Annotated in this window: 15 protein-coding genes and 2 tRNA genes; 13 read left to right on the top strand and 4 right to left on the bottom strand. The window is 71.4% G+C overall.

Translation table 11 applies throughout. From position 1 onward, the window contains the following. Positions 1-21 precede the first annotated feature (21 nt). From ACZ52J_RS07850 to ACZ52J_RS07860, 3 genes are all read left to right on the top strand, one after another. On the top strand, positions 22-1,386 hold the full coding sequence (locus ACZ52J_RS07850; RefSeq protein ID WP_465616694.1) for a S8 family serine peptidase: 1,365 nt from the start codon (positions 22-24) through the stop codon (positions 1,384-1,386). A 31-nt stretch (positions 1,387-1,417) separates the two neighbouring features. Continuing rightward, complete coding sequence (mycP, locus tag ACZ52J_RS07855) at positions 1,418-2,734, top strand: type VII secretion-associated serine protease mycosin (protein WP_465616696.1); 1,317 nt, start codon at positions 1,418-1,420, stop codon at positions 2,732-2,734. A gap of 191 nt (positions 2,735-2,925) precedes the next feature. Next, positions 2,926-4,260, top strand: a complete 1,335-nt coding sequence (locus ACZ52J_RS07860) for an MFS transporter (RefSeq protein WP_465616698.1) — start codon at positions 2,926-2,928, stop codon at positions 4,258-4,260. A 54-nt stretch (positions 4,261-4,314) separates the two neighbouring features. Here ACZ52J_RS07860 and ACZ52J_RS07865 read toward each other — a convergent pair whose 3' ends face one another. Then, positions 4,315-4,911: a flavodoxin family protein gene (locus ACZ52J_RS07865; RefSeq protein WP_465616700.1), complete on the bottom strand. Its 597-nt coding sequence runs from the start codon at positions 4,909-4,911 to the stop codon at positions 4,315-4,317. Between the two features lie 202 nt (positions 4,912-5,113). Here ACZ52J_RS07865 and ACZ52J_RS07870 point away from each other — a divergent pair, with 202 nt between their 5' ends. The 5 genes from ACZ52J_RS07870 (at position 5,114) to ACZ52J_RS07890 (ending at position 9,243) form a co-directional block, all read left to right on the top strand. Next, positions 5,114-5,593: a winged helix-turn-helix transcriptional regulator gene (locus ACZ52J_RS07870; RefSeq protein WP_465616702.1), complete on the top strand. Its 480-nt coding sequence runs from the start codon at positions 5,114-5,116 to the stop codon at positions 5,591-5,593. Positions 5,594-5,731: 138 nt separating this feature from the next. Continuing rightward, a tRNA-Thr gene (locus ACZ52J_RS07875) sits at positions 5,732-5,804 on the top strand. 163 nt (positions 5,805-5,967) lie between these two features. Continuing rightward, positions 5,968-6,636: a LuxR C-terminal-related transcriptional regulator gene (locus tag ACZ52J_RS07880; RefSeq protein WP_465616704.1), complete on the top strand. Its 669-nt coding sequence runs from the start codon at positions 5,968-5,970 to the stop codon at positions 6,634-6,636. Between the two features lie 293 nt (positions 6,637-6,929). Beyond that, a complete protein-coding gene (galE, locus tag ACZ52J_RS07885; protein WP_360494225.1) occupies positions 6,930-7,892 on the top strand; it encodes a UDP-glucose 4-epimerase GalE in 963 nt (320 codons plus the stop codon). Positions 7,893-8,235: 343 nt separating this feature from the next. Then, positions 8,236-9,243, top strand: coding sequence for a LuxR C-terminal-related transcriptional regulator (locus ACZ52J_RS07890; protein ID WP_465616706.1), 1,008 nt, complete (start codon positions 8,236-8,238; stop codon positions 9,241-9,243). Between the two features lie 187 nt (positions 9,244-9,430). Here the strand turns inward: ACZ52J_RS07890 and ACZ52J_RS07895 are convergent, their stop codons facing one another. Further along, positions 9,431-9,928, bottom strand: coding sequence for a MarR family winged helix-turn-helix transcriptional regulator (locus ACZ52J_RS07895; protein WP_360494219.1), 498 nt, complete (start codon positions 9,926-9,928; stop codon positions 9,431-9,433). Between the two features lie 110 nt (positions 9,929-10,038). Between ACZ52J_RS07895 and ACZ52J_RS07900 the strand changes: the two genes are divergently transcribed. After that, positions 10,039-10,830, top strand: coding sequence for a methyltransferase domain-containing protein (locus tag ACZ52J_RS07900; protein WP_465616708.1), 792 nt, complete (start codon positions 10,039-10,041; stop codon positions 10,828-10,830). A gap of 88 nt (positions 10,831-10,918) precedes the next feature. On the opposite strand, the gene ACZ52J_RS07905 is transcribed toward ACZ52J_RS07900, so the two are convergent. Continuing rightward, positions 10,919-11,521: a TetR/AcrR family transcriptional regulator gene (locus ACZ52J_RS07905; protein WP_045710789.1), complete on the bottom strand. Its 603-nt coding sequence runs from the start codon at positions 11,519-11,521 to the stop codon at positions 10,919-10,921. Between the two features lie 188 nt (positions 11,522-11,709). Further along, complete coding sequence (locus ACZ52J_RS07910) at positions 11,710-12,723, bottom strand: acyl-CoA desaturase (RefSeq protein ID WP_465616710.1); 1,014 nt, start codon at positions 12,721-12,723, stop codon at positions 11,710-11,712. Between the two features lie 250 nt (positions 12,724-12,973). Here ACZ52J_RS07910 and ACZ52J_RS07915 point away from each other — a divergent pair. The 4 genes from ACZ52J_RS07915 to ACZ52J_RS07930 all read left to right on the top strand — a co-directional run bounded on the left by ACZ52J_RS07915 (position 12,974) and on the right by ACZ52J_RS07930 (position 16,705). Then, positions 12,974-13,044 (top strand) — tRNA-Gln (locus ACZ52J_RS07915). Positions 13,045-13,187: 143 nt separating this feature from the next. Beyond that, entirely contained in the window at positions 13,188-14,642 is a 1,455-nt protein-coding gene (glmU, locus tag ACZ52J_RS07920) for a bifunctional UDP-N-acetylglucosamine diphosphorylase/glucosamine-1-phosphate N-acetyltransferase GlmU (RefSeq protein WP_465616712.1), read from the top strand. 214 nt (positions 14,643-14,856) lie between these two features. Further along, complete coding sequence (locus tag ACZ52J_RS07925; protein WP_465616714.1) at positions 14,857-15,834, top strand: ribose-phosphate diphosphokinase; 978 nt, start codon at positions 14,857-14,859, stop codon at positions 15,832-15,834. Between the two features lie 283 nt (positions 15,835-16,117). Continuing rightward, positions 16,118-16,705 (top strand): 50S ribosomal protein L25/general stress protein Ctc, encoded by a 588-nt coding sequence (locus ACZ52J_RS07930; protein WP_360494204.1) that lies wholly within the window; start codon positions 16,118-16,120, stop codon positions 16,703-16,705. The last annotated feature ends 17 nt before the right edge of the window (positions 16,706-16,722 follow it).

The raw sequence follows: 16,722 nt of genomic DNA on the forward strand, positions 1-16,722 counted from the left end.
TTTGTGTGGTGGGGGGACCGGGTGGAGAGCCGCTGGATGTGGGTGCGGCGGCTTGTGGCCGCTGGGATTGCGAGCCTCTGCGTGGCGGGGGTTGCGGTGGTTCCGGCCGTCGCGGATGGCTCGATCCGAGCCGATCAATGGCATCTGGATGCCATGCACGCCCCGGAGATGTGGAAGGTCTCAAAAGGGGAAAACGTCACCGTTGCGGTGATCGACAGCGGATTCAAGCTGGACCACCCGGATCTGGCCGGACAGTTCCTTCCGGGGAAGGACTTCAGTGGGAGCCCAGGCGGGGTCGGTTCCTATAGCGATCCGCATGGCACGCAGATGGCTGGGCTTATTGCAGGGACAGGAAAGGCCAATGGGGGAAACGGAGCCTACGGGCTGGCGCCGGGAGTAAAGGTCTTGCCGCTGAAGATCAATAATGGCTCCGTGGGGACATTGGCCTCGAAGGACTTCCTCGACCAGATCGGACAGGCTGTCACGTATGCTGTCGATCAAGGGGTCAACGTCATCAGCATTTCCCAGGGAGTGAATTCGGTTACCACATTCACGGAGGATGTGGATCGGTTGAACCGAATCCTGGCGGCTGCGAGGGCGAAGGGCGTATTGGTTTTCGCTGCCGTGGGGAATGAAGCAAAGTCGGGAAATCCTGTCGACTATCCCGGAGCCCTTCCTAACGTCGTCGGCGTTGGGGCCATTGACCGAAACGGAACCGTGACGGATGAGTCCGAGGTCGGGCCGCAGGTCGCCCTTGTTGCCCCTGGTGCCGACACGATCGCGGCCTGCACGGCCCCGTCCGGATATTGCAAAGGACACGGCACCTCCGATGCGACCGCTCTAGCTTCCGCTTCGGCGGCGCTGATTTGGGCGATGCACAAGGATTGGACGGCGAATCAGATTCTGCGGGTTCTCCTCAATACGGCTAGTAAGCCGAAGGACGGGTCCGACCGCACTAATGACGGAGGATACGGCGCGGTTCGGCCGCGAATCGCCTTGACGTCTCCCGGTGACCCTGGCCCTGCAGGCCAGTCGCCGCTTCCGGCCGATGCGGTATCGCCGTCTGCCGTCCCGTCCCCTGCCGCAAGTTCGCCTGCCCGCCCGTCGTCGGTGCCGAGCCCGGTCGGCGGAGCGGTCGGCGCGCCGTCGGCGCAGTCAAAGGCTGATGCGTCGTCCGGGTCGGGCAGCGCGCTTCCGGTCGTGGCTGCTGTGGTGGCTGGGTTGGTGTTGGTGGCCGGGGTGGTGTTCGTGGTGGTGCGGCGGCGGAAGTCGGCTGGGGAGCCCGGGGTTCAGGTGCCGACGGTGCCGGCGCAGCAGCCGATGCCGCCGGTTCCGCCGTCGTATCAGCCGCCGGTGCCTCCGGGGGACAACCCGTACGCGAAGTAGTTCAGGCCGTCTTGTGTGGTGGGGGGACCGGGTGGAGAGCCGCTGGATGTGGGTGCGGCGGCTTGTGGCCGCTGGGATTGCGAGCTTCTGCGTGGCGGGGGTTGCGGCGGTGCCGGCCGTCGCGGATGGCTCGATCCGAGCCGATCAATGGCATCTGGATGCCATGCACGCCCCGGAGATGTGGAAGGTCTCAAAAGGGGAAAACGTCACCGTTGCGGTGATCGACAGCGGATTCAAGCTGGACCACCCGGATCTGGCCGGACAGTTCCTTCCGGGGAAGGACTTCAGCGGAAGCCAGGGTGGTGTCGGATCCTATGCCGAGGGCCACGGCACGCAGATGGCCAGCCTCATTGCGGGCACCGGGAAATCGGATGGTGGCAAAGGGGCCTACGGCCTTGCCCCTGGCGCCAAGATCCTTCCTCTGAAGATCGCCAACGGATCCGAGCGGTCGGTCATTTCGGCTGACTTCCTGGACCAGATCGGGCAGGCCGTGACGTATGCGGTCGAGCAGGGCGCCAAGGTCATCAACATTTCGCAAGGGACCGCTGCCGTCACGACTTCCTCGGCGGATGTGGAGAAGCTCAACAAAATCCTGGCGGGAGCTCGGGCGAAGGGATCGCTGGTGGTCGCCAGCGTCGGAAACTCTGCCGAGCAGGGGAATATCGTCGAATACCCGGGTGTCCTTCCCAATGTGGTTGGAGTGGGGGCCTCTGACCGGAACGGCACGGTGACTTCCGAGTCCGAACGCGGACCGCAGGTTGCACTTGTGGCCCCCGGTATGGACATGATCGAGGCCTGCACAGGCCCCACTGGGTACTGTAAAAGCCACGGCACGTCGGACTCGACAGCCCTGGTCTCCGCCTCGGCGGCGCTGGTGTGGTCGGTGCACCCGACCTGGACGGCGAACCAGGTCCTGCGGGTCCTAATCAACACAGCCGGTAAGCCGGCCAACGGCGCGGATCGTACCGACAGTGCGGGATACGGCGCGGTGCGGCCGCGCATTGCGTTGACGGATCCGGGCGATCCCGGTCCGGCGGATGTGTCGCCGATTCCCGTTGCGACGACCGTGCCTTCGGCCGCGCCATCGGCTTCGGCGAGTGTGTCCGCTCTTGTGTCGTCGGTGCCGAGCCCGGCCCCGAGCCCGACGGATGTGGCGGTTGGCGCTCCGTCGGCGCAGCCGAAGGCTGATGGGTCGTCCGGGTTGGGCGGCGCGCTTCCGATTGTGGCTGGTGTGGTGGCCGGGTTGGTGCTGCTGGCCGGGGTGGTGTTCGTGGTGGTGCGGCGGCGGAGGTCAGCGGGGGAGCCCGGGGTTCAGGTGCCTCCGGGGGACAACCCGTACGCGCGGTAGGCCGGGAACCGGCTTGTGTTCGCCCGGTCGCTGGTGTTGTCGGCGGCCGGGCGGCGCTGTTTTCGGGTGGGATTGCGCGTCCGGCTGGGGTGGTGGGGGAGTGCGGCTCGGGCGTGGGGTTGGTGGGTGTGCGCCGGGGTCACTCGGGTGGGGGCTGGTGGGGGTGGGGGCGGGGTGGTGAGGGTGGTGGTATGGACGCGGAGGGTGCTTGGCGGGTAGGGCAGTTGCGGCGGGCGGCGGCTGCGGCGTTGATCGGGACGGCGATCGAGTTCTACGACTTCTTCATTTACGGGACGGCTGCCGCGTTGGTGTTCGGGCCGGTGTTCTTTCCCGGGTTGGGCGCGGTGGGGGCGCTGTTGGCGGCTTTCTCGGTGTACGCGGTGGCGTTCTTGGCCCGGCCGTTGGGGGCGGTGGTGTTCGGGCACTTCGGGGACCGGGTGGGGCGGAAAACGACGTTGGTGGTGTCGCTGTTGTTGATGGGGTTGGCGACGGCGGCGGTGGGGGTGTTGCCGGGGTTCGCGGCCTGGGGGTGGTGGGCGCCGGTGGTGTTGGTGGTGCTGCGGGTGTGCCAGGGCGTCGGGTTGGGTGGGGAGTGGGGTGGGGCGGCGTTGCTGATCGCGGAGAATGCGCCGGCGGAGCGGCGGGGGCGTTACGGGGGGTTTCTGCAGTTGGGGCCGACGTGCGGGTTCGTGTTGGCGAACGGGGTGTTCCTGGCGCTTCAACTCGGGCTGGATGAGCGGGCGTTCCGCGCGTGGGGCTGGCGGGTGCCGTTCTTGGCCTCGTTCGCGCTGGTCGTGGTGGGGTTGTTCGTGCGGCTGCGGATCGAGGAGTCGCCGCTGTTCCGGTCGGCTGGGCGCGGGGAGCGGGCGCCGGTGCTGGAGGTGGTGCGTGAGCACTGGCGTCCGGTGTTGGCGGGCGGCGGGGCGATCACGATGGGGTACGCGCTGTTCTACCTGACCACGACGTATTCGCTGGCGTACGCGACCTCGGGGCTCGGGGTGGCGAGCACGGTGGTGCTGACGATGCTGCTGGTCGGTGCGGTGGGCATGGCGGGGATGGTGTGGCTGAGTGCCTCGCGCAGTGACCGGTGGGGGCGGCGGCGGACGTTGGGGTGGGCGACGGGCCTTGCGGTGGGCTGGTCGCTGGTGCTGTTCCCGCTGTTGGAGACGGTGAGCCGGTCGCTGATGTTCGTCGGGCTGGCGGGTGCGATGGTGGTGTTGGGCTGCATGTTCGGGCCGGTGGCGGCGTTCCTGCCGGAGTTGTTTCCGACCCGGGTGCGGTACACGGGCGCCGCGTTGACGTACAACCTGGGTGGCGTGATCGGCGGTGCGGCGACGCCGCTGGTGGCGACGCGGTTGACCGGGGTGTACGGGACGGCGGAGCCGGTGGGCTGGTACCTGGCGGGGCTGGGCGCGCTGGCCCTGGGGTGTTTGCGGCTGCTGCCGGAGGCGACCGGGGCCGAGCTCGGGGCGGTGGACGGCGGACGCCGCCGGGCGCCCCGGTGGGGGGCGGATCCGGCGGCGTAGGCCGTGGCGTTGGTGTTGGCGCGGTGCAGGTGTGGCGTGGGCGCGGCGGAAGGGTCAGCCGGCCAGGGCGGCCCGGCCGGCCAGGACCACGGCGGTGTGCTCGGTGACGCGGGCGCCCAGGTGCTCGGCGGTCGCGATGTCGGCCTTGTGGACGGCCTCCGGGCCGGCGTCGGACGGGGAGGAGGCGGCGGCGCCGCTGAAGAAGCCGAGGCGGTTGAGGTCGTTCTCGGAGGCGGTGGTGGCGTTCCAGCCGGGCTTGAGGCCGAGGTTGACCCAGCTCATGCCGTGCTGGGCGGCGAGGGTCTGGAAGAAGCCGAGGGTGCCCGCCTTGTCGCCGCTCTTGGAGGCGGAGTTGGTGAAGCCGGCCGCGACCTTGTCCTTCCAGGCGTCGGTGAACCAGCGCTTGCTGGTGGCCTCGGCGAAGACGTGGAAGGCGCCGGAGGCGGTGCCCATGTAGGTGGGGGAGCCGAAGACGATCGCGTCGGCGGCGTCCAGCTGGGCCCACTGCTCCTCGGTGATGGTGTCGACGGCGATCGAGACGACCTCGGCACCTGCGTCGGCGGCGCCGCGGGCGACGGCCTCGGCGATCACGGCGGTGTGGCCGTAGCCGGAGTGGTAGGCGAGGGCGATGGTCGGACGGATGGCGGTCATGCGGGCACTCCAGGGAGGGGTCGGGCGTGGGCCGGCGGGAGCCGGCCCGAAGGCGTGGGGACAGAAGTGGGGACAGGCGTGCGGACGGACGTGGGGCAGGTCGAGGTGAGGCGGCCCCGGGCCGTCTGCGGTCTCCAATATAGACCAGGTCTCTATTGGTTACCAAGGGTGGATTGGAGACCGCAGGGCTACTCTGGATGGCATGACGACCGAGGAAGCGACCCGGGCCCGGGCGGGGCAGCACGAGGAGCAGCGGGCGTGGCACGAGCCGGCGGAGCGGGACGAGCCGGCGGGGCAGGACGGGTCGGCGGAGGAGGAGTACGACGTCTTCGGCCGGCTCTGTCCCAGCCGCGAGGTGTTCGCCGAGCTGGCCGACAAGTGGTCACTGCTGATTCTGATGAGCCTCGCCGCCTGCGGGCCGCAGCGCTTCTCCGAGCTCCAGCGCGGGGTCGGCGGGGTCAGTCGCAAGATGCTCACCCAGTCGCTGCGCAACCTGGAGCGCAGCGGCCTACTGCTCCGCACGGTCTTCCCGGAGACGCCGCCGCGGGTGGTCTACGACCTGCTGCCGCTCGGCCGCGAACTGGCCGAGCTGGTCACGCCGCTCGGCCGGTGGACGGAGCACCGCACCGGGCAGATGATGGCGGCCCGCGAGGAGTTCGACGCGGCCCACGCCGACGGCTGAGGTCGCGGGAGGGGCGCGGAGGAGGTGGAGAGGGGCCCGGGTGCCGCCGGTCGGGGGCCGGCCGGGGCCGATTTCCCTTCCGGGCCGGCGGCCGTGTAATGTCTTCCTTGTTCGACCGGCCCGGTGAAAACCCGGCAAGCCCCTATAGCTCAGTCGGTAGAGCGTCTCCATGGTAAGGAGAAGGTCTGCGGTTCGATTCCGCATGGGGGCTCAACTGGAAGACCCTCGCCTCTGGCGGGGGTCTTTCGCGTTTCCGCTGACAGTCGATGCACGACGGGCTGGCGAGTCGGGTACGGAATGCGCTGTGATGGTGCGTCATCGGCCGCCCGCCCGACGGGTACGGGCGTGAGCCGGACCCCGACCGGGAGGGCGTCATGGGCGTTCGACTCGTGGTGGTGGACGACCATCGGCTGCTGGCCGAGGCGTTGGCGACCGCGCTGCAGCTGCGCGGTCACCGGGTGCTCGCGGTGGGCTCCCCGGCGGGTGTCGCCGCCGACCTGGTGGCCGGACGTCGGCCCGAGGTCTGTCTGCTGGGGGTAGCCGCGCCTGGGGAGCCGGGCGCCTTCGACGGGCTGCGCCGGATTCGCCGGGAGCGTCCCGAGGTGGCCGTGATCGTGCTCGGACCGGTGGGTGAACTGCGGGGCGTGGCCGGGGCGTTCGCGGCCGGCGCGGCGGGGTACGTACCCAGCGACGAGCGGATCGAGGTGGTCGAGCGGGCCATCGGACGGGCCCGGGCGGGCGAGGCCGCGGTCGGGGTGGACATCCTGCGCGGGGCCTTCGACCAACTGCTGCGTCCGGCGCCCGAACCGGACGACGAGGCCGTCCGGTTGCTGCGGCTGCTGACCCGGCGTGAGGTGCAGGTGCTGTCCCGGATCGCGGACGGTGAGGACACCGCCGCGATCGCCGCCGGGATGCGGATCGCCGCCAGCACCGCCCGGACGCACGTCCAGCGGGTGCTGATGAAGCTCGGCGCGCGGACCCGCCTGGAGGCGGCCGCGGTGGCGGCGCGTACCGGCCTGCTGGAGCGGATGTCCGGCGGCTGAGGGGGCGCGGGAAGGCAGCGGGGGAGGCGGAGGCGCAAGCCCTCGGGGAAGCCGGAGGTGAAGACGTCGGGAAAGCCAGAGGGCAAGCCCCGAGGAAGCCGGAGCGCAAGCCGCCTTGGCAGCGACTGGGCGCGGCCGGGATGTCCGGCGGCTGAGGAGTTGGTGAAGAGCCTGCGAGCGGCCACCCGCGTGGTCGGGAGCACCCCGGCGGATTGGGAGAATGGCCTCAGTCCTACGCATTCCTTCGATGGCCCCGCCGACCGCGCGGACCATCGCCCGCTGGAGGTCTCAACATGAGTAAGTACCTGGTCACGGGTGGCGCCGGCTACGTCGGCAGCGTGGTGGCCGCCCACCTGCTGGAGGCGGGGCACCAGGTGACCGTCCTGGACGACCTCTCGACCGGCTTCCGCGAGGGCGTTCCGGCCGGTGCCGAGTTCGTCGAGGGCCGGATCCAGGAGGCCGGCAAGGTGCTGGACGGCTCCTTCGACGGCGTGCTGCACTTCGCCGCCTCCTCGCAGGTCGGCGAGTCGGTCGTGGACCCGGAGAAGTACTGGCGCAACAACGTGGCCGGCTCGCTGGAGCTGATCAGCGCGATGCGCGCGGCGGGCGTGCGCAAGCTCGTCTTCTCCTCCACCGCCGCCACCTACGGCGAGCCGGAGGCCGTGCCGATCGCCGAGACCGCCCGTACCGCGCCGACCAACACCTACGGCGCCACCAAGCTCGCCGTGGACCACCTGATCACCAGTGAGGCCGTCGCGCACGGCCTGGCCGCCGTCTCGCTGCGCTACTTCAACGTGGCCGGTGCGTACGGTGCGTACGGTGAGCGGCACGACCCCGAGTCGCACCTGATCCCGCTGGTCTTCCAGGCCGCGCTCGGGCAGCGCCCGCACATCGCGGTGTACGGCGACGACTACCCGACCCCGGACGGCACCTGCATCCGCGACTACATCCACGTCGCGGACCTGGCCGACGCCCACCTGCTGGCGCTGGACGCCGCCAAGCCGGGCGAGCACCTGATCTGCAACCTGGGCAACGGCAGCGGCTTCTCGGTGCGCGAGGTGATCGAGTCGGTCAAGCGTGTCACCGGCCGGGAGATCCCGGTGCAGGTCGCCGACCGTCGCGCCGGCGACCCGGCGGTGCTGGTGGCCTCGGCCGCCCGCGCCCACGAGGCGCTGGGCTGGACCCCGCGCCGCCCGAACCTGGACGACATCGTCGCTGACGCCTGGAAGTTCACCCTGGAGAAGAACGGCCGGTAGGCCTGCCGGCCCATCGGCCTCCCGCGAGGCCCGGCAGCCCGCCGGACACCAGCAGTAGCCGCCCGCCGCGGGCGCCGCACCCGGACCGTACGGGAGCGGCGCCCGGAGTGGCGGAGCACCGGCCGGAGCGCAAGTCCAGTCACGTACGCACCTTCTGACGAAACTTCACCAAATCGCCACGAGGGCGTTTCCCGACCCCGTACGCTGAACGCGGTACCGGTGGGGGCCGGCGCCCTTTCGATCTCACCGGCCACCGGTGGGCGGGCGGAGCGGCGGGTCCGAACGCGGACGCCGGGCCGATCCCCGCTTCCCGGCTCGGGCGGTCTGAGCAGGGGGAGGGACGATGGGTCGGATTCGCGTCCTGGTGGTCGACGACCACCGGATCTTCGCCGAAGCACTGGCCGCGGCGCTCGCCGCCGAGCCCGACGTGGAGGTGGGTGCGGCCGGCAGTGCGGCCGCCGCCGAGCGGGCGCTGGAGCGCGCCGCCGCCGAGGGCCGGGTCTACGACGTGGCGCTGATCGACGCCGACCTCGGGGCCGGCGGGGGCGGAGCGGTCGGGCCGCCCGGGGCGGCCCCGCCGACGGCCCGCCGACGGCCCGGCGCGGAGCCCGGCGAGGAGGCCCGGCGCCGGGCGGTCCCGCCCGTGCCGCCGCCACGACGGCCGCCCGTACCGCCAGGGGTGCTCTCCCCGCTGGTGTCCCCGTTGTCGTCCGCGGTGCCGGGCGCGCCACCGGCCGGCGCCCGCCAGTCGGCCGACCCGCTCCGCGCCGACCGCCTCCGGGCAGATCAGCTCCGGGCCGACCAGCTCAGACCCCCCGCCCCGCCGCCCGACGGCATCACCCTGCTCGCCCGCCTCCGCCGCGCCCACCCCGGGTTGCGCGCCGTCGTGCTGGCCACCGCCGACGATCCGCACCGCGCCGCCCGGGCCCTGCACGCGGGCGCCACCGGCTGGGTGGCCAAGGAGAGTTCACTGGCCCGGCTGCTCGCGGTGGTGCGGGGCGTGCTGCGGGACGAGACGCATCTGCCGCCCGCGCTGCTCACCGGGGTGATCCGCGAACTGACCACCGCCCGACGGGACCGCACCGAGAGCGAGCGGCTGGTGGACACCCTCACCCCGCGGGAGAAGCAGATCCTGCGCTGCATGGTCGCGGGCCTGGGTCGGCAGGCGGTCGCGGAGCGGCTCTACCTGTCGCCGCACACCGTCCGGACGCACATGCAGAACGTGCTCGGCAAGCTCGGGGTGCACTCCACGCTGGCCGCCGTCGCGGTCGCCCGCCGGGCCGGGGTCAGCCCCGCCGAGCCGGTCGCGCCGCCGCCGCCGTCCGTGGCGGCCACCGTCGAGCGGCCGTGACGCCAGGCCGTGACGCCAGGCCGTGACGCCAGGCCGTGACGCCAGGCCGTGACGCCAGGTCGTGACGCCAGGTCGTGACGCCAGGTCGTGACGCCAGGCCGTGACGCCAGGCCATGACGCCTGGTCGTGATGCCTGGTCGTGACGCCTGGCCATGTCGCCTGGTCGTGACGCCCGCCCGGTCGCGGTTCAGCCCGGGATGTTGTCGAACGGGGAGATCAGCAGCCGCAGCAGCGTGGCGAGTTCGGTCTGCTGGCCGGAGGTGAGCTGGGCGAGCAGTTCGCGCTCGTGCGCGAGCAGTCCGGCGAGTGCCTGGTCGGCGCGGTCGCGGCCGTCGTCGGTGAGCCGGACCAGCACGCCGCGCCGGTCGTCCGGGTCGGGCAGTCGCTTGACCAGGCCCTTGCCGGTGAGCCGGTCGATCCGGTTGGTCATGGTGCCGGAGGTGACCAGGGTCTGGGTGAGCAGTTGCCCGGGGGAGAGCTGGTACGGGGAGCCGGCCCGCCGCAGGGCGGTCAGGACGTCGAACTCCCAGGGCTCCAGGCCGTGCTCGGCGAAGGCGGTGCGGCGGGCGCGGTCCAGGTGCCGGGCGAGCCGGCTGACCCGGCTGAGCACCTCGAGCGGTTCCACGTCGAGGTCGGGGCGCTCCCGGCGCCACGCTGCGACCAGCCTGTCGACCTCGTCCTCCATGACGATCAGTGTATCGGTGGATGTGTCGATGTGAAGTCTCTTGACATCGAGAAATGTGCCAGCGAGGCTACATCGAGATATCTTGATGTCAAGATACTTTGAGGTGAACCATGACCACCCCCGTCTGGGACCCGGCGCAGTACCTGCGCTTCGCCGACGAACGCACCCGCCCGCTGCGCGACCTGCTCGCCCGCGTCCCCGCCCTTCCGCACCCTGGTGAGGAGACGATCCTCGACATCGGCTGCGGCCCCGGCAACTCCACCGCCGCCCTGCGCGAACGCTGGCCGCACGCCCGCATCACCGGCGTCGACAACTCCGCCCCGATGCTCGCCACCGCCCGTACCGAGGGCGAACCCACCGCCGAGTACCTGCTCGCCGACGCCCGCGACTACGACCCGGCCCCGGCCGAGCCCGACCTCGTCGTCTCCAACGCCACCCTGCAGTGGGTCGACGGCCACCTCGACCTCGTCCCGCGCTGGGCCGGCGCCCTGCGCCCCGGCGCAGCCGTCGCCTTCCAGGTCCCCGGCAACTTCGACGCTCCCAGCCACACCCTGCTCGCCGACCTGCGCCGCAGCCCCCGCTGGCGCGCCCTGCTCGGCGAGGACGCCGTCCGACCCGGCGTCCACCCGCCCGAGCGCTACCTCGACGCCCTCGCCGCCGCCGGCTGCCACCCGGACGTCTGGGAGACCACCTACCTGACCGCGCTCCCGGGGCCGGACCCGGTCCTGGAGTGGGTCAAGGGCACCGCGCTGCGACCCGTGCTGACCCGGCTCGACGATCCGGCCGACCGGACCGCCTTCCTCGCCGACTACGGGCGGCTGCTGCGCGAGGCCTACCCGGCCGGGCCGTCCGGGACGGTCTTCCCGTTCCGGCGGATCTTCGCGGTGGGCGTCAAGCGGTAGGGGCAAGCGGGAGAGGCCAGGTAGGAGAGGTCAAACGGGGTAGGTCCGCCAGGAGAGGTCAAGCGGGAGAGGTCAGGCAGAGGGCTGCTCAGCCCGTGCGGTCGCCGACCAGCCTCGGGTGCCGCTCCAGGCCCTCCAGGCCGTGCCAGGCGAGGTTCACCAGGTGCGCCGCCACCGTCGCCTTGTCCGGCTTGCGGACCTCCAGCCACCACTGGCCGGTCAGCGCGACCATCCCGACCAGCATCTGCGAGTACATCGGGGCCAGTCGTGCGTCGAAGCCGCGCGACTTGAACTCCAGGCCCAGGATGTCCTCCACCTGTGTCGCGATGTCGCTGATCAGCGAGGCGAAGGTGCCGGTCGACTGGGCCACCGGCGAGTCCCGGACCAGGATCCGGAAGCCGTCCGTCGAGGTGTCGATGTAGTCCATCAGCGCGAAGGCGGCCTGCTCCAGCAGCTCGCGGGAGTGTCCGCCGGTCAGCGCCCCGGTCACCATGTCCAACAGCAGCTGCATCTCGCGGTCCACCACCACCGCGTACAGGCCCTCCTTGCCGCCGAAGTGCTCGTACACGACGGGCTTCGAGACCCCGGCGCGTTCGGCGATCTCCTCCACCGAGGTGCCGTCGTAGCCGCGCTCCGCGAAGACCGTCCGGCCGATCTCCAGCAGCTGTTCGCGCCGCTGCTTGCCGGTCATCCGGACCCGGCGGCGCGGGGCGGGGGCGGCCGGGCCGCCGGCCCCGTCGGCGGTCCCGCCCGTCGGTGCAGCGGCCCGCGGACGGGCCGGCGCCGTAGCGGGCGCCGCGTCCGTCCGCGTGCTGTGGTGACCGCCTGTGCTGTCTGCGCTGCTCCCGTTCACCCCTACATCATGCTGGAAGCGCCGCCTCATGCGGCGCGGCGGGCGGCGATCCGCTGCGCGTCCGGCCAGCGGACGTCCCGCACCCAGCCGGCCAGCTCGAACCAGCGGATCAGCCGGGCCGAGGAGTCGATCTGCCCGCGCAGCACCCCGTGCCGGGCCGCGGTCGGGTCGGCGTGGTGCAGGTTGTGCCAGGACTCGCCGCAGGAGAGCACCGCGAGCCACCAGACGTTGCCGGAGCGGTCCCGGGAGCGGAACGGGCGCCGGCCGACGGCGTGGCAGATCGAGTTGATCGACCAGGTGACGTGGTGCAGCAGCCCCACCCGGACCAGCGAACCCCAGAAGAAGGCGGACAGCGCGCCGGTCCAGGAGAGCGTCACCAGGCCGCCGATCAGCGCGGGCAGCGCCAGCGAGATCGTGGTCCAGAGCCAGAACAGTCGGGAGATCCGCCTTATGGCCGGGTCGCGGACCAGGTCGGGGGCGTACTTGAGCTGGGAGGTCTGCTCCTCGTCGAACATCCAGCCCATGTGGGCCCACCACAGGCCCTTCATCAGCGCCGGGATGCTCTCCCCGTAGCGCCAGGGCGAGTGCGGGTCGCCCTCCTTGTCGCTGAACCGGTGGTGCTTGCGGTGGTCCGCGACCCAGCGCACCAGCGGGCCCTCGACCGCGAGGCTCCCGACGATCGCCAGGGCGAGGCGCATCGGGCGGTTGGCCTTGAACGCGCTGTGGGTGAAGTAGCGGTGGTAGCCGACGGTGATGCCGTGGCAGGTGAGGAAGTACATGGAGACGGTGATCGCGACGTCCGTCCACCCCAGCCCCCAGCCCCAGACCACCGGTACGGCGGCCAGCAGCGCGGCGAACGGCACGAGGATGAACAGGCCGAGTGCGGCCCGCTCGGCCAGGCCCTGCTTCTCCCCGCCACGGGTGGCGGACACCTGCGTGGCTGCGGTGCCGGGATCGGTGTCGGTGTCGGTGTCGGGATCGGGAAACGGAGTGCGGGACGCGGCGGTCCCTGCGCGCGCCTGGCCTGCCTGGATGGTCATGGGCGTCCCCTTGCGGCGTCCCGGAACGGGAGAGAAGCGGATCCTACGTTGGCGTAACTTACGGCATCGTAGGTTGCGCTTCGCGCCCAGGGGAACACGCAGCCGCGCGGCGCTTGAGTGAATTCACCCGACTGGATGGATGAACCCGGGGCCGGGGGAGTCCGGTCGGGAACCGCGCATCGGAGCTATACGGATCGGTGCAAGTCGATACCCAGGGTGGGGTCCACTCGGGTAGGGTCTGACACGACTGTCCGCCGTGGTGTAATGGCAGCACAGGGCCCTTTGGAGGCCTTTGTCTGGGTTCGAATCCTAGCGGCGGAGCCTCTGCACGCCTCCGGTTCGGGCGTCTTCCACCGCGCCGGTATTGTCGGTGCTGCTCGGCGGACTGTGCGTATGGCGACCGGCCTGGGTCCCGGCCGGGTCTGCTCTGCCCTCTCTGTGAACCTACCGAGGAGCCTCCCCGCATGGGTGCCAATTCGCTTGCCGCCGTTGTCGTGCTCGCCGCCGGTGGCGGGACCCGGATGAAGTCGAACAAGCTGCCCAAGGTGCTGCACGAGGTGTGCGGGCGGTCCCTGGTGGGCCACTCGGTGGCGGCGGCTCGGGAACTGACGCCCGCGCAGCTCGTGGTGGTCGTCGGGCACCAGCGCGAGCAGGTCCAGGCGCACCTGGCGGAGCACTACCCGGCGGTGCGGACCGCGGTCCAGGAGGAGCAGAACGGCACCGGGCACGCGGTGCGGACGGCGCTGGAGGCGCTGGCCGCCGACGGTGTGGTGCTGGACGGCACCGTGATCGTCACCGCCGGCGACTCGCCGCTGCTGACCGGGGCGACCCTGCGCCGACTGGCGGACGCGCACACGGCCCAGCAGAACGGCGTCACCGTGCTGACCGCCGTCGTCCCGGAGCCCTTCGGCTACGGCCGGATCCTGCGCGACGAGGACGGCACCGTCGCCTCGATCGTCGAGGAGCGGGACGCCAGCGACACCCAGCGGGCGATCGCCGAGATCAACTCGGGTGTCTTCGCCTTCGACGCCAAGCTGCTGGTCGAGGCGCTGGCCGAGCTCACCACGGACAACTCGCAGGGCGAGGAGTACCTGACCGACACCCTGGAGATCCTGCGCAAGGCCGGCCACCGGGTGGGCGCCGTGGTCGCCGAGGACCACCGGGACATCCTGGGCATCAACGACCGGGTCCAGCTGGCGCAGGCCCGCCGGCTGCTGAACGACCGCCTGCTGGAGCGGGCGATGCGCGCGGGCGTCACCGTGGTGGACCCGGCGACCACCTGGTTCGACGTGCAGGTGACCTACGAGCCGGACGCCCTGGTGCTGCCCAACACCCAGCTGCAGGGCGCCACCCACCTGGCCGAGGGCTGCGAGGTCGGTCCGAACTCCACCCTGAAGGACACCCTGGTCGGCGCCGGCGCCCGCGTGAGCAACACCACGGCCGACCGCGCCGAGGTGGGCGAGCTGGCCACCGCGGGGCCGTACGCCTACCTGCGGCCGGGAGCGAAGCTGGCCCGCAAGGCGAAGGTCGGCACCTACGTCGAGATCAAGAACTCCGAGCTGGGCGAGGGCGCCAAGGTGCCGCACCTGTCGTACATCGGCGACGCCACGATCGGCGAGGGCACCAACGTCGGCGCGGCCTCGGTCACCGTGAACTACGACGGCGTGAACAAGCACCGCACGGTCATCGGCGCGCACTGCCGCACCGGTTCGGACAACATGTTCATCGCCCCGGTCACCGTCGGTGACGGCGCTTACACCGGCGCCGGCTCGGTGATCACCACCGACGTCCCGCCGGGCGCGCTCGGCGTGAACCGCGCCCACCAGCGCAACATCGAGGGCTGGGTCGAGCGCAAGCGCCCCGGAACCACGTCGGCGCAGGCGGCGAAGGCCGCGACGGACGGGGCCGCGGAGGCCTGACGCGACGGGCGGAAGTCCGGGCGGAAGTCCGACGGGCGGTCCCGAGGCGGACGGTTTCTGTGCGGGCGCGTAACCTGGGGGACATACGTGCGCCACTGGGCTTTCCGCCCGTGTCCAGGCGTACCGACATTTCCCCGACCCCGTACCGCGCGTGGGCCTCGCCTGCCCGCATCGGGTCGAGGGATCAGCGTCCGCAACGCGAGGAGACGGTGCAGTGAGCGGGATCACGACGTCGGGTGAGAAGAAGCTCAAGCTCTTCTCCGGCCGTGCCCACCCGGAACTGGCGAGTGAGGTGGCCGCGGCGCTGGGGACCGAGCTGGTCCCCACCAAGGCCCTGGACTTCGCCAACGGCGAGATCTACGTCCGCTTCCTGGAGTCCGCCCGCGGCGCGGACTGCTTCGTGATGCAGAGCCACACGGCTCCCATCAACCAGTGGATCATGGAGCAGCTGATCATGATCGATGCTCTGAAGCGGGCCTCCGCCAAGAGCATCACCGCGATCCTGCCGTTCTACGGCTACGCCCGCCAGGACAAGAAGCACCTCGGCCGCGAGCCCATCTCGGCCCGGCTGGTCGCCGACCTGCTGCGCCAGGCCGGTGCCGACCGCCTGATGGCCGTGGACCTGCACACCGCGCAGATCCAGGGCTTCTTCGAGGGCCCGGTGGACCACCTCTTCGCGCTGCCGCTGCTGGCCGACTACATCGGCGGGAAGGTGGACCGCTCCAAGCTGACCGTCGTCTCGCCGGACGCCGGCCGGGTGAAGGTGGCCGACCAGTGGTGCGACCGCCTGGACGCCCCGCTGGCGATCATCCACAAGCGCCGCGACATCACCCGGGCCAACACCATCCTGTCGGCCGACGTCGTCGGTGACGTCAAGGACCGGGTCTGCGTCCTGGTCGACGACATGATCGACACCGCCGGCACGATCTGCGCCGCGGCCGACGCGCTGTTCGACAACGGCGCCGCGGACGTCCTGGTGGCGGCCACCCACGGTGTGCTCTCCGGCCCGGCCGCGGACCGGCTGAAGAACTCGCGGGTCAGCGAGTTCGTGTTCACCAACACGCTGCCCACCCCGGCGCAGCTCCAGCTGGACAAGATCACCACGCTGTCCATCGCCCCGTCGATCGCGGCCGCGATCCGCGAGGTGTTCGAGGAGGGTTCGGTCACGAGCCTCTTCGAGGGCGTGCACTGACGAAGCCCGCGCAGGCGGCCCCGGTCCCCCAGTGGGCCGGGGCCGCCGCCGATTTCGCGGGAAGCCGTAGATGCGGTTAGACTCGTGAAACTGCTCGGCGAGGGATGCCGTGCGCCTGCTCGACGGGCGCCCGATCCGTGATCGACGCGCTGCCGGTGCCGGATTCCGATCCCGCCGGCAGGCCGTTGCCGCCGAGTGACCCCCGAACGTACTGAGGGTGTGGTCCCGGCGGTTTTTCGCGTTGCCTGCACCCCCGCGCCAAGTCTTCACGAGGAGTGCAGTCGTGTCCGAGATCCGTATTGCTGCTGAGACCCGTACCGAGTTCGGCAAGGGTGCCGCCCGTCGCGCCCGCCGCGCCGGCTTCGTCCCGGGTGTCGTCTACGGCCACGGCCACGCCCCGGTTCACCTGAACCTGCCCGGCCACGACCTGATGATGGCCCTGAAGACCCCGAACGCCCTGCTGGTCGTGCCGATCGAGGGCAAGGACGAGTACGTGCTGCCGAAGGCCGTCCAGCGTGAGGCCATCAAGCGCACCATCGAGCACGTCGACCTGCTGCTGGTCAAGCGCGGCGAGAAGGTCACCGTCGAGATCCCGGTCCTCACCGAGGGCGAGCTGGCCCCCGGCGGCAACCTGCTCGAGCACGTGCTGAACGCCCTGCCGATCGAGGCCGAGGCCACCCACCTGCCCGAGTCCGTGACCGTCTCGGTCGAGGGCCTGGAGGCCGGTGCCTCCATCCACGCCAAGGACATCACCCTGCCGGCCGGCGTCACCCTGGCCGTCGAGGCCGACGCCGTCGTGCTGCAGGTCATCGGCGCCCAGGCCGCCCCGGCCGAGGACGAGGCCGTCGAGGCCGAGGGCGCCGAGGCCTGAGCCTCGCCGCAGTAGCC

The sequence above is a fragment of the Kitasatospora sp. NPDC034035 genome (assembly GCF_055575755.1).

What these genes read in the sequence shown, in the direction of transcription:
- ACZ52J_RS07860 (WP_465616698.1), top strand. Translation starts at nt 2,926, where the DNA reads ATGGACGCGGAGGGTGCTTGGCGGGTAGGGCAGTTGCGGCGGGCGGCG.
- ACZ52J_RS07865 (WP_465616700.1), bottom strand. Translation starts at nt 4,911, where the DNA reads ATGACCGCCATCCGTCCGACCATCGCCCTCGCCTACCACTCCGGCTAC.
- ACZ52J_RS07870 (WP_465616702.1), top strand. Translation starts at nt 5,114, where the DNA reads ATGACGACCGAGGAAGCGACCCGGGCCCGGGCGGGGCAGCACGAGGAG.
- ACZ52J_RS07880 (WP_465616704.1), top strand. Translation starts at nt 5,968, where the DNA reads ATGGGCGTTCGACTCGTGGTGGTGGACGACCATCGGCTGCTGGCCGAG.
- galE (WP_360494225.1), top strand. Translation starts at nt 6,930, where the DNA reads ATGAGTAAGTACCTGGTCACGGGTGGCGCCGGCTACGTCGGCAGCGTG.
- ACZ52J_RS07890 (WP_465616706.1), top strand. Translation starts at nt 8,236, where the DNA reads ATGGGTCGGATTCGCGTCCTGGTGGTCGACGACCACCGGATCTTCGCC.
- ACZ52J_RS07895 (WP_360494219.1), bottom strand. Translation starts at nt 9,928, where the DNA reads ATGGAGGACGAGGTCGACAGGCTGGTCGCAGCGTGGCGCCGGGAGCGC.
- ACZ52J_RS07900 (WP_465616708.1), top strand. Translation starts at nt 10,039, where the DNA reads ATGACCACCCCCGTCTGGGACCCGGCGCAGTACCTGCGCTTCGCCGAC.
- ACZ52J_RS07905 (WP_045710789.1), bottom strand. Translation starts at nt 11,521, where the DNA reads ATGACCGGCAAGCAGCGGCGCGAACAGCTGCTGGAGATCGGCCGGACG.
- ACZ52J_RS07910 (WP_465616710.1), bottom strand. Translation starts at nt 12,723, where the DNA reads ATGACCATCCAGGCAGGCCAGGCGCGCGCAGGGACCGCCGCGTCCCGC.
- glmU (WP_465616712.1), top strand. Translation starts at nt 13,188, where the DNA reads ATGGGTGCCAATTCGCTTGCCGCCGTTGTCGTGCTCGCCGCCGGTGGC.